General features: G+C 59.8%; 14 protein-coding genes and 3 pseudogenes. 6 read left to right on the top strand and 11 right to left on the bottom strand.

The window, feature by feature from the left end; translation table 11 throughout:
* Window positions 1-119 (bottom strand): annotated as a pseudogene (locus tag EN884_RS39380) (DUF2269 family protein); the annotation flags it as partial.
* 1,564 nt (window positions 120-1,683) lie between these two features.
* On the opposite strand from EN884_RS39380, the pseudogene EN884_RS07835 reads away from it, so the two are divergent.
* From EN884_RS07835 to EN884_RS07855, 4 genes and pseudogenes are all read left to right on the top strand, one after another.
* A pseudogene (locus tag EN884_RS07835) lies at window positions 1,684-1,767 on the top strand (spore coat protein U domain-containing protein); the annotation flags it as partial.
* On the top strand, window positions 1,764-2,102 hold the full coding sequence (locus tag EN884_RS07840) for a hypothetical protein (protein WP_164752009.1): 339 nt from the start codon (window positions 1,764-1,766) through the stop codon (window positions 2,100-2,102). The pseudogene EN884_RS07835 and the gene EN884_RS07840, both read left to right, overlap by 4 nt.
* A 223-nt stretch (window positions 2,103-2,325) precedes the next feature.
* Complete coding sequence (locus EN884_RS07845; RefSeq protein WP_244514446.1) at window positions 2,326-2,487, top strand: hypothetical protein; 162 nt, start codon at window positions 2,326-2,328, stop codon at window positions 2,485-2,487.
* A gap of 992 nt (window positions 2,488-3,479) precedes the next feature.
* A complete protein-coding gene (locus EN884_RS07855; RefSeq protein WP_245478749.1) occupies window positions 3,480-3,935 on the top strand; it encodes a hypothetical protein in 456 nt (151 codons plus the stop codon).
* A 1,099-nt stretch (window positions 3,936-5,034) separates the two neighbouring features.
* Here EN884_RS07855 and EN884_RS07860 read toward each other — a convergent pair.
* Entirely contained in the window at window positions 5,035-5,349 is a 315-nt protein-coding gene (locus EN884_RS07860; protein WP_244514481.1) for a DUF982 domain-containing protein, read from the bottom strand.
* Between EN884_RS07860 and EN884_RS39385 the strand changes: the two genes are divergently transcribed.
* Window positions 5,293-5,685: a hypothetical protein gene (locus tag EN884_RS39385; RefSeq protein ID WP_244514484.1), complete on the top strand. Its 393-nt coding sequence runs from the start codon at window positions 5,293-5,295 to the stop codon at window positions 5,683-5,685. The genes EN884_RS07860 and EN884_RS39385 overlap by 57 nt on opposite strands.
* A 233-nt stretch (window positions 5,686-5,918) precedes the next feature.
* Here EN884_RS39385 and EN884_RS07865 read toward each other — a convergent pair whose 3' ends face one another.
* From EN884_RS07865 to EN884_RS07890, 7 genes and pseudogenes are all read right to left on the bottom strand, one after another.
* Window positions 5,919-6,287 carry an SPW repeat protein gene (locus EN884_RS07865; protein ID WP_063170899.1) on the bottom strand — a complete coding sequence of 123 codons (369 nt, stop codon included), beginning with the start codon at window positions 6,285-6,287 and terminating at the stop codon, window positions 5,919-5,921.
* Between the two features lie 30 nt (window positions 6,288-6,317).
* The gene (locus tag EN884_RS07870) at window positions 6,318-6,641 is read right to left on the bottom strand and encodes a hypothetical protein (protein ID WP_063170829.1); all 324 of its coding nucleotides are present in this window, start codon (window positions 6,639-6,641) and stop codon (window positions 6,318-6,320) included.
* A gap of 12 nt (window positions 6,642-6,653) precedes the next feature.
* Window positions 6,654-6,974 carry a hypothetical protein gene (locus EN884_RS39390; RefSeq protein ID WP_245491907.1) on the bottom strand — a complete coding sequence of 107 codons (321 nt, stop codon included), beginning with the start codon at window positions 6,972-6,974 and terminating at the stop codon, window positions 6,654-6,656.
* Window positions 6,975-7,114: 140 nt separating this feature from the next.
* Window positions 7,115-7,420, bottom strand: a pseudogene (locus EN884_RS40240) (NADH dehydrogenase ubiquinone Fe-S protein 4); the annotation flags it as partial.
* A 71-nt stretch (window positions 7,421-7,491) separates the two neighbouring features.
* A complete protein-coding gene (locus tag EN884_RS07880) occupies window positions 7,492-8,001 on the bottom strand; it encodes an Hsp20/alpha crystallin family protein (protein WP_013525023.1) in 510 nt (169 codons plus the stop codon).
* A 73-nt stretch (window positions 8,002-8,074) separates the two neighbouring features.
* Window positions 8,075-8,551 carry an Hsp20 family protein gene (locus EN884_RS07885; protein WP_164752017.1) on the bottom strand — a complete coding sequence of 159 codons (477 nt, stop codon included), beginning with the start codon at window positions 8,549-8,551 and terminating at the stop codon, window positions 8,075-8,077.
* 231 nt (window positions 8,552-8,782) lie between these two features.
* A complete protein-coding gene (locus EN884_RS07890) occupies window positions 8,783-9,136 on the bottom strand; it encodes a hypothetical protein (RefSeq protein ID WP_063170827.1) in 354 nt (117 codons plus the stop codon).
* Between the two features lie 286 nt (window positions 9,137-9,422).
* Between EN884_RS07890 and EN884_RS07895 the strand changes: the two genes are divergently transcribed.
* Window positions 9,423-10,763: a Do family serine endopeptidase gene (locus tag EN884_RS07895; protein WP_244514445.1), complete on the top strand. Its 1,341-nt coding sequence runs from the start codon at window positions 9,423-9,425 to the stop codon at window positions 10,761-10,763.
* A gap of 562 nt (window positions 10,764-11,325) precedes the next feature.
* Here the strand turns inward: EN884_RS07895 and EN884_RS07900 are convergent.
* Together EN884_RS07900 and EN884_RS07905 are read right to left on the bottom strand one after the other, a co-directional pair.
* Window positions 11,326-11,562, bottom strand: a complete 237-nt coding sequence (locus EN884_RS07900; protein ID WP_013525027.1) for a hypothetical protein — start codon at window positions 11,560-11,562, stop codon at window positions 11,326-11,328.
* A 328-nt stretch (window positions 11,563-11,890) separates the two neighbouring features.
* Window positions 11,891-12,935, bottom strand: a 1,045-nt coding sequence (locus EN884_RS07905; protein ID WP_128360519.1) for a diguanylate cyclase, incomplete at its 5' end; no start/stop codon positions are given.

Consider the following 12,935-nt stretch of genomic DNA (forward strand, 5'->3'; position numbering starts at 1 on the left):
AGCCACCACCGCGGTTGCAGTGAACACGAATTCAGCGATCACGCGATGCGTGCGACCGCTACGATAGTCGCGGAATTTGCGGTCTGATGGGCGAGCAGCATGAACAAGGCGATGCCGGCCGGACGGCGAGTTGTTCGCAGACCGCCTCGGACGGTTCAGTGCAAGGATCAAATCCCCCTGCGCCGCTCATGGACGCAGCGCCAGCTCAGGAACCTGATCGGCGGGATCCGCGATGTTCATGGACCCGATTCCCGGCGGAAGTGCGGCATGTGGGCTGGATCGTTTGACAAGCGATCGGAATGTCAGGAAACCAGAGCGAGGCGGCGCGGCACAACCGGCGGCCAGCGCCTTGGCGAAGGTCACGCATGTCGACCTGCTGACCGCACGTCGGCCAGATGTAGGAATATCCTTCTTGGGCTCGCCGCTGTAGAGCTTGCCGGGAATTGATCCACCAAGATCGGATTGCTCGTCATATCCATCGACTTGTCTCAAATGTTAGCGAACTGTTCTGCGCTTATTCCCGTCCGCTCGGTCAAAGTCTAACGATCAGGGAAGCACATTGGAAAGCACATGCGGTAACGGTTGATTCAACCATTGCTGGTATGTTGGTGTGGGTGGCGACTCCGACAGTTGGGCGGGCGCTTCAGTGCCGGAGCCGCCTGCGCAGTCCGGTTGGGGTTTGACCGCGCCGTCCTATAATGGGACAGCGCGGTCAACGATTCGTTAAAATGCTCCGGAGCTAATTAAACGTGTGCTAAATTGAATCGCAGTGTTGCGAGTCAGCTCATGCGTTTGAAGGTCATCAGGCTATCGCGCAGGAAGGACGAGGCGGTGTTAGCCGTCAGTCATTCTATCTCACGCGCTGACGACCTCTGGCGCCTTCCAAGTCATCGATTGTAATCATCGATCACTGCTTGATGTATGGCTAGCGACAGTGACTCACCAAAGACATGAACTCAGAAAAGAAACCAACGAAAGCTGGACCGTGTTTAACGTGTTGACTGGGCAGCCAGCAGAGGGTGACGTGGCAAGGCTTGAGCGCCCAACCTATGCCTGCAGCATCAAGAATATGATCCTGCCAAGAGCGCCTAAGAGCAGGGCAAGCTGCATGTGCGTCATCCTGACAACCAATCGCCAGGATTTTGCGGCTTGAGCCGCGAGCTCTTGTCTCCCCTATGGCAACAGGGTCTTTGCCGAAGGACGCTTCGAGCCGCTTATGCTAAGCTGCTTTCACTGCGATATCTGAAATGCAGGCAGGACGTCCGCAACCCCGGAAAGCCAAGGGGTGGATTGGGATCGAGAACGCGACGATCGCGATCACCGTCGAAGGCATTGATCGCGCCGATTCCAATGTGCGCCGTGTCGGACTTCCGGCTTTTAGACCATGCGACAGCTCCCTGACTCGAGAGGCGAACCCACTACGGCGCACTAGACGCGGAAAGGGAGAATGCTGGTTCAGTGGGGGCCTTTGGGCCCAACGGACCGCACCGGCCACTACGGAAGAGATTTGGACAGTCCGCGGTGCTCAAGCCATAGTTCGATGTGTTCATGGCGCGAGGGGGCGCCTGCTATCTTGACATGGTGCGCGGTCACAGCGTGGACCTCCTGAATGGCGAAGACCCGAAACATGGATGGCCAGGCAATTCGCTCGTGTAGCAACGCGTCCGGGGCAACCGAGTCTTCACGGTTTATGGTCGCGTCCCGCCGCAGGCCACTCCTTCCGCAGGCGTATACACCGACACGGTTGTCGTCACTGTGACCTATTGAGCGATGAAGGCCTTTCCGACAAGACCTTGGTCCGAATTGACATTTACCTGACCCGCTCGAATGATCCGGCCAATGCAGGGGCAGGGATCATGCTGGTAACAAGCATCGCGAACGGCACCTTCGAGCCGGAGGAACTGTCTCTTCTCCAGGGGCTGTTCGATATGCTTTGTGAGCTGCGCGGCATTAACCGCGAAAGCCCCGAAGCTACGACGGCTGCCGAAAGCCTGATTGCACGTTACAAAGCCGGCCTTCGCGGCGATGAACTTTTTTCTATCGGTCGCGCCGGAGTAGCTGCTGCTCCAACTCTCTTCAGGCAATCCATCGGGAACCATTAAGGTCACAAAGGGGTTGGGCTCGGTCAAACCGTGCGGGCCAACCATGCAAGAGCTTTCTCCCGAGCAACAGCAGGCTACATCGCGTCTCATTCGGTCGTGGATTACTTCAGAGACGCTGCGCCATCAAATCCGCCAACTGCTGGGAGGTCCAGCAGATTGGGATGTGACCGAGCAGCATCGGTCCATGCTTGACGAGCTGGATCGGAAGCTGAACGAATGACCCATGGCACAGCAGCGGTACGACTTAAGGCAAGAGCCAGGTGGAAGCTGGACGGTGTTCGACGTGTTCACCGGCCTGGCGGCTGATGCGTGGGGCGCGCCGGCTGAAGGTCTGGACATGGGACATGCCGACGATCTGGTTGGCCTGCGAACGACATTGACCTGAAGCGTAGGGTCGCCCGAGGTGACTTCTAACCGTTGCTTCAATCTTCCCGCCGACCGCATCGACAGATGGTGATTTGGCAGGCTCGCCTATCGTGCTCTCTACCCGCTGCAGGATCGTATCGAGGGGCTCCGCGACCAGGATCTCGGCGAGCGGTCGATAGACGAATCCCAGGGACTCGGCGCGAGCAGACAGCTGAAGGCCCTTGCGATCCTCGGATTTGACTTCGCCGCGTCGGGAGTAACCCGTCCTTTCAGCGTGCGCAGCCCAATGGTAACTCCTGGGCGTCTTGCTCCCAGCGCTACAGCTCGAACCGCAGTTGACGTTGATCCGGCGGCAACACATCGCCTAGCGACGAAGCGTGACGCCATTCGGATGAGTTTCATGCCGCCCGTTCGCCAGGCGCTTCAATTGCCAAAGGGGGTGCGGTTCTATGTCAAAAGGGTAGGTCGGCACGATCAGATTACCAAGCAAGGGTGACGGTGACCGTGCCGACCGGCACTGGTCATAAGGAGGGACCCAAACAACCAGATCTACAAACTACGCGCAAAACGGTAATCCCGCAACTAAGCCCCATGGCCTAGGCTGCCCGTCAGGGCCATTGCGCGATAGCACCATAGGCACCAGAGTTGGGTATATATTAGCTTGTGCTTGCGGCGGCCCACCCCCGCCCGCCCGGCCGGCGCCTAACGTCCCAACAAACCCGCCACAGGCGCCCGCCACCCCTCCAATCGCTTACCGAGATGTGGATTGTGGGGGATGCGCACCATGTGTCGGCGATGACCAGTCGATGCCCGTCCGCGTGAACGTCTGCGCCCCCCTCCAGCATCATCGGTTCGCCGGCTCAAGGATCAGGTAAGTTCCGGCGCCACCTCAGTGATCATCCCACTGACGCGGAGGGAAGCCCGCTTTGAACTGCACATTTTACGTCGCGGACCCCATGTCGGTCTGGTCGCCATGTTAGCCGACGCTAAATCAGAGCGATGCGACACTTCTTGCTGGGCCTTACAGTCTGTCTCTATTGCACCACATTGCTTCGGGCCGAAGCATGGCAGCCCTTTGGCGTCCGGCAGCTTGGCTTTACATTCGATATTCCTCCAGGTTTCGTCCTCACCCAGCACTCGGATCAAGGCGCGGCTTTTCTGGGGCCGAGAGAAGCGTCCCTAGTCGTTTGGGGCGGACGATTGGGCAAAGCCAGTTTTCGCGCCGAGATCGAGCACCGCATGATAGAGGACAAAAAGTCCGGTTGGCGACTGACCTATCGGCGCATAACATCCAGATGGGCAAGCTACTCGGGTGTCAAGAATGGCGAGATCCGCTATGTCCGCGCAATCACGGTCTGCGGCGACCGCGCCGCGCTTTTCATAATTAATTACAGGAAATCGGAAAAGAAACCATATGACCCTGTTGTCGTGCGGATGGTCCGGTCCCTGAAGGCACAGGGCTGCTAAGTGGGGGGTGGGCAACGCGGACTGCTGCGCCCTGAGCTGCGGCCGCGTGATCCGCACGCTCAGGCAGTCGGCCTTGCGGCTGTTTCCAAATGGTGCATCCCAGACGTGGGAAGACGACGCGGAGAGCATCTCCCGACCGCTTCTTTCAACGGAGGGGCGATCATTTCCATTACTATCGCCGTGTGCTCAGAGGGGTCAGAGACGAGAGCTGCGTGTTCGTGCGCCGCGCCCTCGACACCACTGACCGTATAAAATCCCGCACGCCAGAGATTTTCGCGAGGCTGCTGACGATGCCTTGTAGGCATCGTTGATGCTGGGCGAAATCCACAAGCAGCGCGTGTCCGATACCGCCCATGCCGTGTCTCTGGATTTGTTTATCAGCCTCTCGCAGAGATATTGGTCGCCGAGCTCCTCGGCACGATCCTGCGGACTAGCCGAGAGCACGATAGGCGAGCCTGCCAAATCACCATCTGTTGACGCGGTCGGCGACCGTCGAGAACAATACACACTGTCTATTCACTGCGCGCCACTCGTTCGAAGACCGCATGAAGAACGGTAGGCTCGGCGAGGAGCTTCGGCGCATGTTGATGGGCTACCCGATCTACCGGCCGAAATATGGCGAGGACGGCGACATGAAGATGTGGCAACAGGAACTATGAAGATCGTGTGGCCGCTCGATCCTGGGACCGTATGACCCGCTGACGCACTGCGGCAAGACGTTCTTCCTTCGCCCAGTGGTCCTGCAAGGCGCGTTCCAAGTGGTCGTATAACGGGAGCCATGCCTCACCATGGTCACCTCGTGCCACAATGATTTCGGCGACGCGGTCGAGTACTCGCTCAATCCGCTGTGCCGTGACTGGTCGAGGCGTGGGCGAGTATCGCCTCACGGCTTCGCCCGTCCGCAAGGCCATGAATGCACCATGCCTTATGTGTAGCGGACTTTTTTGGTGCAGTGAAGGCCTGCATTCGGCTTGAGCTGCAATCGGCGGCTGCGGCTTGCAGATGTGAAAGGCTCTTTGCTCATCGGGGTTGGCAGCGGGAGGGCGATCGTCCGCAGCCCCCGAATACGATAGCGCGAGTTGCCGGCGCAGCCCGTCCGTCATCTGGTCAACCGAGCCTCTCCTCCTCGTGAGCGCGTGGCAGATTTGTTTGCTTCGGCGGCGTGATTGCCGCCGCAGAGAGTTTTAACGGTTAGTTCGTGTGCACTGCCAATCTTCGGCCCTGTCATCCAAGACGGCGCCAAGGGAACGTCTTCGATCACACCCACCCTGCGTGCCCAGGTCGCAAACGCCTTGTGCGCGGCCTCGACCGACTTGCGACCATCATACGCCGAGTAGCATGTATCACAGGCCGCTCCGTGGAGAAGGCCACGCCTTTCGACCGGCCATTCTTCCAGAAATTCTATGGCATCCATGACGCAACCGATCTTTTTGAGGACGAAACTGTCATCTCGCACGAAAATCGGCTGTTTGAACGTAGCGCTCTCCATCGTGACCTCCCTTCAAGCCCTAAAGCGGCGCTTGTGTCTCTTCGGGTGACGCAGGATGATTCCTCGGCAAAACATGCCGGTCTGCGTGACGCCTTCGGCACAGAGAGGATATTGGAAATGGCTCTTTTCAGTTCAAGAGAGAATTGGCCGGCCGAGCCCAGCAGCCTCTTGGCAATTGGCACCTCATCCCGCTGCCAGCGCGTCTGTCCGCGAGGCCCTCGGCCCACCAACCTGCACGTCGGCGATCTTGCCGTCGCGTAGCAAGGCCTCTAACCGGCGTAGCAGTGTAGATTGACTGGAAGAGCATCAGCGCAGCGAAGGCGGCGTTGTGTTTTCCTTTACTCATGTCCATTGCGGCCACTCCACACAGCGCGGGATGTAGTCGTCAAACCGGAGGGCATCAATTCTGGCACGTCAACGCCTTCATCGCCGCCGGCATCGTCTCGCGAAAAAAAGAGCGGGCCCGGAAGAGTCGGACCCGCCAGCGGCTATGATCAGGCTGCAGAGAGCGGTCGGTCATTCGCGAGCCAAAGGCTGGCTGCTGCCAGGGCAGCAACCACAGCGCCAGCGATGGCGTGCGACCACATTGCTGCCGCCAGGCCGGCAAAGCCAAGCACCCAAGGTGCGGCCACAATCCACAGGCCGACGACAAGGTTCGCCCATTCCTCATATTTGTGGAACGCCACCAACGCGCGCGCTGCGATCAGAACGGTGATTACGCCCGCGATGAAGGCGTGCCAGACGGCAACAGCATCGGCAGCATAGCCAAGGAGCCAAGGCGAGAGCGCCAGCGCGATGCCGGCAAGGATGTTTACGACATCGAGCGCCGGCCTGCTGCTGTCGGAAGCGAGATTCTTCAACATCGTCATTCTCCTTTCCTGCGTTTCAGTACGTCAATGTACCGCCCTTGAGTCGAGGGCGGGTGCGGCAGCGGGCCTGTTCGGCCCGATGCCGCAAAGCTTCCTGGGTCCGGATTTGAAACGGGCGCAGTCCTTCGGCGAGATCGGCTCAGTCAGGAGGAAGGGTTCGATCTCCCGAGGTTCGAACGCATTGCCGGCGATCTCACTCAATGCGAGATGCAGCCGGCTCTTCGGCCTGGCCGCCAGCCGGGGCGCTGCGCCGCGCGCCAGTGCGCGCGCCCGCCCTGCTGCCGCGACCGCAAGCGCGAAGGGGTTCGGGATGGTCCGTTGGGCGTCTAAGACGATCAGTGGGTCCATTCTTGCCTCCAATCATGCGGCTATCCGGGATCGTACCGGGCTGAGCCGAGTCTGGAATCTCTGGGTACTGCCCTCCAAGGCCAGCAGAGCGAGCTCAACCTCGTCCAATCGCGTCGGACGTGCATTTTCCGGCATGCCTTCAGCGGTGGCCAAGTCGATCAGGTACTCGTTCCAGGCCCAGTTCTTGAGCACGGCACGTTTCTCGTCGGGTGCGAGTACCGGGTCATCCACCACCTCCATCGGACAGGCGTAGAATGTCTCGGGCTCGGAAAGCGCCGTCTGTATGTGCGCTGCCTGTGCACCAGCGCCATAGTTGTGGCTGCCTGGAGCCATGCCAATTGTAGCCGTTGCCAAACCACGTCGGAAAAGGCGTGCCTCTCCTCCGATGCTTGCCTGTTGCTGACCTTGGCCTGAGAGCCAGAAGATGGAGCCTGCACCACGTAGCTGAGGCCTTGGCGCTCCGCATAACGGATCGCCGCCTCCAGCGTCGGAAAATCCAGTCGAACCTGGGTCAGGGTGTCCCGGCCGCCCGTATAGCCCATCAGCGGCTCGATGAACGGGGCTGTGCGAGGTTCGAAGATCAATCGCCAGTCCTTGCGGGGCTTTGCCGAGGTCATGGCCGAGCGGCATGGCTGGTAGATCCGTCCCGTCACGCCGTCCGGAAACACTGACCGCCCCATTGACAAAGCCGGCTCGTCGACACGAGACCGATTGTCATTGTCCGGCCGGCCGGAGGTCCTGGTTGGGCTTCTGATGTCGCTGCTTTGAACTGTCTCCATTGTCTGTCCCTCCTATCATGAAGGGTGGTACGAGCAGCGGCCGTTACGGCCGCTGCTCATACTGCCGTGCGTCAGTTCTTGCCGTTGATTGCGATCCGCTTGGCCTTCGCCTGCGCCCGCTCGGTCTTGGGCAAGGTCACGGTCAGCACCCCGTTCTTGAAGGCGGCGTTGACCTTGTCTTCCTCGACCTCGTAGCCGAGCGGAATGAGGCGCTCGAAGCGACCGTAGAAGCGCTCGGAGAACTGCCGGTCTTTGTCCTCGGTCTCGGAACGCTTCTCGCCTTTAAGCTTGAGCGCCCCGTTGTCCAGCAGGACTTCTATGTCGCTCTCGTCCAGGCCGGGTATTTCCGCCGTGACGCGGACTTCCTTGTCCGTGTCGGAAATTTCGACGCTGGGCCAAGTGGCGGCAAAAGAGGGACTGAAGGCCGGCAGTCTGGCGCCGAAGCTGCGGAAGGCGTCATCGAACAGCCGGTTTACCTCCCGGTGGAGGGAGACGAAGGGGTCTCGATCTCCATCAGGGAAGAGACTGGGCGCCGAGTTTCCGTTGCCCCGGCCCCATGGGATCAAGTCACGTACGCTCATTGTCTTTCTCCTTTCGTAGGTCTGTGAGCCGGGCCGGACGCCCGGCTCAAGCGATGCCTTCATCGTGGATTGCTCAGGCCGCCAGCTTCTCGGTCTCGACCTTGGGGGCTTCGATCTTCGGCATGGGAGCCCCGCTGGAGATCTCGACCTTGCGCGGTTTCATCTCCTCGGGAACCTCGCGCTTGAGATCGATGCTCAGCAGCCCGTTCTCAAGGCTGGCGCCAGCAACTTTGACATGATCGGCCAGTTCGAACCGACGCTCGAAAGCGCGCCCGTTGATGCCGCGGTAGAGATACTGGCCGTTCTCATCGCCGGATTGCGACCCGCTCACGACCAGCATGTTGGGCTGGTGAGTGATGGTCAGCTGGTCCTGCGAGAAACCGGCGACCGCCATCGTGATGCGATAGTCATCATCATCAACCTTGGCGATATCGTAGGGCGGCCAGTTGTCGAACGAGGCCACACGGCTCGCATTTTCAAGCATGTCGACCATGCGGTCGAAGCCGATGCTGGACCGGTACAGGGGGGTAAAATCGAGGTTCATAACCACATCCTCCTTTGAGCAACATGGATCATAGGAGGCGCCAAGAGCCTTGCCGCCTCCTGGTCTTGCCGGCCCCATCAGGCGACCGGCGACCATCAATTTAGAATCGCGACTTGCACCTTCAAGAGGTATTAGGAAAATTTTCAGCGGCAATCCGGGCGAAACGCACCCATGCCACCCCCCGCCGGCGGGGTCACTCGCCGACGGGTCAATGGTTCACGAACAATCAGGTCGCGCTTAAATCCGATCGATGAATGGCACGAACCCGGCCAACATCGCGCTGTCACTGCCATCAGGACCGGCAAGCTCGTCCGATTGATCCAATTGTTGCAATGCATCCATGATCGCATCGAAGCTGACTGGTTCACCCGCCCCCGGCAGCATGCGAAGCGCTGGCACGGATTCTAACGCGCAGGCATCCGACGCCCATGACGAAAGGATGGCGCGCTTCTCCTGACCGTCCAGGGCAACGTCGGCCAAAACGTCGTGGGGATGTTTGAAATGCCGTGCCGGATGCAGCAATCGGTCCAGAAAAACATCGGGGGCCACGGGTTCAATCGAGGCAAAATGGGTCGAAATGGCTGCTTCCATTGATGGTCCTCCGCTTCAGACAATCTCCTGCGTGTTTGAGTTTGGCGGCTCTCGCGATTCCCGCCAGACGAAATTTTGGGACGTCTCAAGCAAGTTTCAATGGCTTGGCACGGGTCACATTTCCCGTGGTCAACGCCTTAGAACCATTTTATCCAGCCGGTGAAACAATCGGCGAGAATCTCAGTTCTGACGTCGGGCGAAAATCAAGGACCCGAATCCGGCAGGAGAACCAGTCATGTCTTACCTCTCTAGGAACTTGTGCATTGGCTTGATCACAGGAGCCCTGATGCTCTCGACTGGCGGCCTTGCTCCGGCCACCGCACAGGAAATTCCGAACGACTTCAGCGCAATCGTGCGTCAGAAGCTGCCCGCGGTTGTCGCCATCACGACCAGGCAGATCATCCAGGATCAAACGACGCTCAACGACTTTCCCAATCCCTTCGACGGAGGAGGGCGTATCCAGCCCCAGGTGCGGGAAGCACTCGGCTCCGGCTTTGTGATCAGTCCCGAAGGCTATATCGTCACCAATAACCATGTCGTCGCCGACGCAACTGAGATTCACGTCGTGTTCTCCGACAAGGAGACGGCGCCCGCCCGGGTGGTGGGCCGCGATCCGGCAACCGACATCGCGGTATTGAAAGTCGAGCCTCCGCCCAACATGACGGCGACGGCCTGGGGGGATTCGGACGCGATGCAACCAGGGGCCTGGACCATCGCCATCGGCAGTCCCTTCGGCCTCGGGGGCACGGTCACTGTTGGCGTCCTTTCTGCCCGCTCTCGCGATATCCAGGCCGGTCCTTACGACGATTTCCTGCAAACTGACGCCTCGATCAACAGAGGTAACTCGGGAGGTCCTTTGTTCAACGCGCGCGGCGAAGTCATCGGAGTCAACACGGCAATCGTGTCGCCGTCAGGCGGTAGCATAGGCATTGGGTTCGCGGTGCCCTCGCGCACAGCTCGGACTATCGTCGACCAACTGATCAGCACTGGCCGCATCGAGCGCGGCTTCATCGGCGTGCGTCTTCAGGAGATCACGCCCTCCATCGCCGAGGCGCTCGGAATGCCGGGCGCCAAGGGAGCGCTGGTTGCCTCGGTCGAGGCTGGCAGCCCGGCGCAGAAAGCGGGAATCCAGGCCGGCGACGTGATAACCCGGTTCAACGCCAAGGACATCCAAGGCGTCCATGACCTGACGCTGGCGGCAGCAAGCCAGAAGCCGGGATCGAAAGTCACCGTAACAACGAACCGGGGCGGCACAAACCAGGAATTGTCGCTGACTGTCGATCGACGCAGGGATCAGGAGGAACAGACCGGTGCCATTCCAAGCCTGGGGACTGAGGACCAGCGCCTTGGTATGTCGCTGAGCGCCATTCCGGACGAAGCGCGCCAGCAACTCGGCCTGCAGGCCGACACCACGGGCGTGTTCGTCCAGGATGTCGCTCCCAACAGTCCTGCGGCCGAAAGCGGCATCCGGCCCGGCGACGTCATCGTGTCGGCCAACAACCGAAACATGACCCAGCCGTCTGACGTCCGCGAGGAATGGGCGAAATCCCGTCAGCAGAAAAAGCCAGTGTTGTTCCGTATCGACCGGCAGGGACAATCGCTTTTCGTTGCTGTGGCAAACTCCTGACTGACAGGCCAGACGGCGTCGCGATCTGTGCTGCTGGGCTGGCCCCCTACCGGAGCGCACCAGAGTTGTGAAGCTGATGAGCGGTATGTTTGAAGTGGCGGTCCGGCTCAACATGCGGCTGCGGGAACTGCTCTGCGGCTTTGCGCGCACGGTCGGCGACTCCGGTCGGCGAGGCGAAAGTCCTTACGTTTCGGCGCATCCGGCGACCACACAGGTGGACAACAAAAGCCTGCGATCCGCTTCTGAGCGCGTGTGCTTTTATCGATGTAAGGAACTTCGCGCCACAGGTTTAGACTAGCGATCTCTGGCGTGTGAACGCAAGAGAAGTGGGCGATCTCCAAATCGGCTGTGTGATCAATGCTGTAGCGTTATCCAGTGGCCGACTGAGCCGCACGAGGCCTGTGATGCCTGCTACTCGGCTACGATGGTCGGGAGTCTGGAGCCCACGCGCAAGACCTATGACTGAACTGAAACGGGCACAAAGGTCGGTTTCACCGAGAAAGTGTCTGCAACGCTGCCGTGGATGACAAGACCGAATTGCACATTCGATGGGTTTGCTGATTTACTCCAGACGGGTGCCCGGTTCAGCCGGGTCGTCCTCGTCGGGCTTAAGCAGGTCAATAAGCGCGGCCGCTCGTGTTCCCGGAAGCGGGCGCCCCTGTCCCATTAACGCCTCGTCAGCAAAAGCCCATGCCCATGCCTCTCTCAATTCCTCGATCGACGCACCCGTTGCGATGATCTCCGCAACCGTAATATCGTCGGCTGATCCAATGACGGAGAGAACTTCTTGCCGTGTCATCGTTTGACCGCGTTCTGACTACAACTGAACTAGATGGAGATTTCATGGAGCACTTGCAACCGATCTAATGAGGGCTGTCGCAGGATTCCCTTGCGCAAGATCAGGGGCTGCGCAATGGGCGCCCTTCACCTAGCCAAACGCGCGCCACATAGGGCGCAGGGCGCAGAAATCGACGGAGCCCATGCGCTCGGCATTTGCGAAGACCCGGCAAGTCATCCAGATGATCGCCATCACTGAGGCCACTTGGTGGAACTCCTCCTGGATCATCCACGCAGCCGGAATCGGCCATGGGTGTTCTCAACAACCCGGAAACTCGGCCACGCACGGCCTATGCCCCAAGGCTGCCCGGCCGAATATGTTTGCGCGCGGATAACTCCGGTCTGTGAAGCAGCACCCTGTTGCGGCCCGTCTGCTTGGCAAGGTAAAGTGCGGCATCCGCCCGTTGCTGTAACTGCTCCGGCGAGATCGCCTCAGCGGTCTGAACGGCAACTCCAATGCTCAGGGTGACCCAGCGCGACACACGGGATCCAGGGTTGGGCAAAGCGGCAGCCTCGACGCTCTTACGCATTCGTTCAGCCACAGCGGCGGCCTCTTCCTCGTTCACCCCGGGCAGGAGCACGAGGAATTCTTCGCCGCCATAACGGGCAACGTGATCGCGATCACGCCTCACGTTTTCCTTCAAGATAGTTGCGACCTTTACCAAACACCGATCTCCCTCCGCATGGCCGAGGTGGTCGTTTAGCTTCTTGAAGTTGTCAATGTCGCACATCAGCATCGCGGCACCGGCAAGGCAACGTTTGTCGCTTCCCCATAGGCGCTCGAGTGTTTCCGTCATCCAGCGACGGTTGGAGATGCCGGTGAGTGGATCGGTCCTCGCCAGGAGTACCAGTCGATCATTCGCTTTCGCCAGTTGGGCGACCCTGCGTCGGTCGCGAAGCTCAAACAGGAAAGTCTTTTGAGCGAGAATTGTCATGATGCGCCGCGCGGCCACCGTTGCAAAGATACCGCTGGCGAAGAACAGCGTTCCAGCTACTGCACTCCCATGCGCGATGGCCGGGTTCTGCAGTTGAAGCATGAGATAAAGTCCGAGCGCCAGCGCAGCGATCGTCATCGTCCAGGCCAAGGGGATCCCGAAGATGATGATGGCTGTGATGGCCACGAACAACATGACGTTCAATTGCCGTTCGTAGAACTCGCCACCAGCGCTTGCTCCGACCAATGCGACTGACAACAAGATAAGGAACATGCCTGCGATCAGCGAGGCTCCTTGGAGCCAAGGCGCCTGCGGTTTGCGCCAAACAAGGACCACGGCCAACGCGACGGGCGGGATGATGGCGCCGGGCAGGAGCATGGACTGCGCTACGCCCCATGGA

This window comes from Mesorhizobium sp. M7A.F.Ca.AU.001.01.1.1, from assembly GCF_004022735.1.
In the GTDB taxonomy this organism is placed as follows: Bacteria; Pseudomonadota; Alphaproteobacteria; order Rhizobiales; family Rhizobiaceae; genus Mesorhizobium; species Mesorhizobium ciceri.

Coding starts and splice junctions, on each gene's coding strand:
- EN884_RS07890 (WP_063170827.1), bottom strand. CDS start 9,136: ATGGAAGCAGCCATTTCGACCCATTTTGCCTCGATTGAACCCGTGGCC.
- EN884_RS07860 (WP_244514481.1), bottom strand. CDS start 5,349: ATGGATGCCATAGAATTTCTGGAAGAATGGCCGGTCGAAAGGCGTGGC.
- EN884_RS07895 (WP_244514445.1), top strand. CDS start 9,423: ATGCTCTCGACTGGCGGCCTTGCTCCGGCCACCGCACAGGAAATTCCG.
- EN884_RS39390 (WP_245491907.1), bottom strand. CDS start 6,974: ATGGCTCCAGGCAGCCACAACTATGGCGCTGGTGCACAGGCAGCGCAC.
- EN884_RS07865 (WP_063170899.1), bottom strand. CDS start 6,287: ATGTTGAAGAATCTCGCTTCCGACAGCAGCAGGCCGGCGCTCGATGTC.
- EN884_RS07870 (WP_063170829.1), bottom strand. CDS start 6,641: ATGGACCCACTGATCGTCTTAGACGCCCAACGGACCATCCCGAACCCC.
- EN884_RS07900 (WP_013525027.1), bottom strand. CDS start 11,562: ATGACACGGCAAGAAGTTCTCTCCGTCATTGGATCAGCCGACGATATT.
- EN884_RS07845 (WP_244514446.1), top strand. CDS start 2,326: ATGGCACAGCAGCGGTACGACTTAAGGCAAGAGCCAGGTGGAAGCTGG.
- EN884_RS07880 (WP_013525023.1), bottom strand. CDS start 8,001: ATGAGCGTACGTGACTTGATCCCATGGGGCCGGGGCAACGGAAACTCG.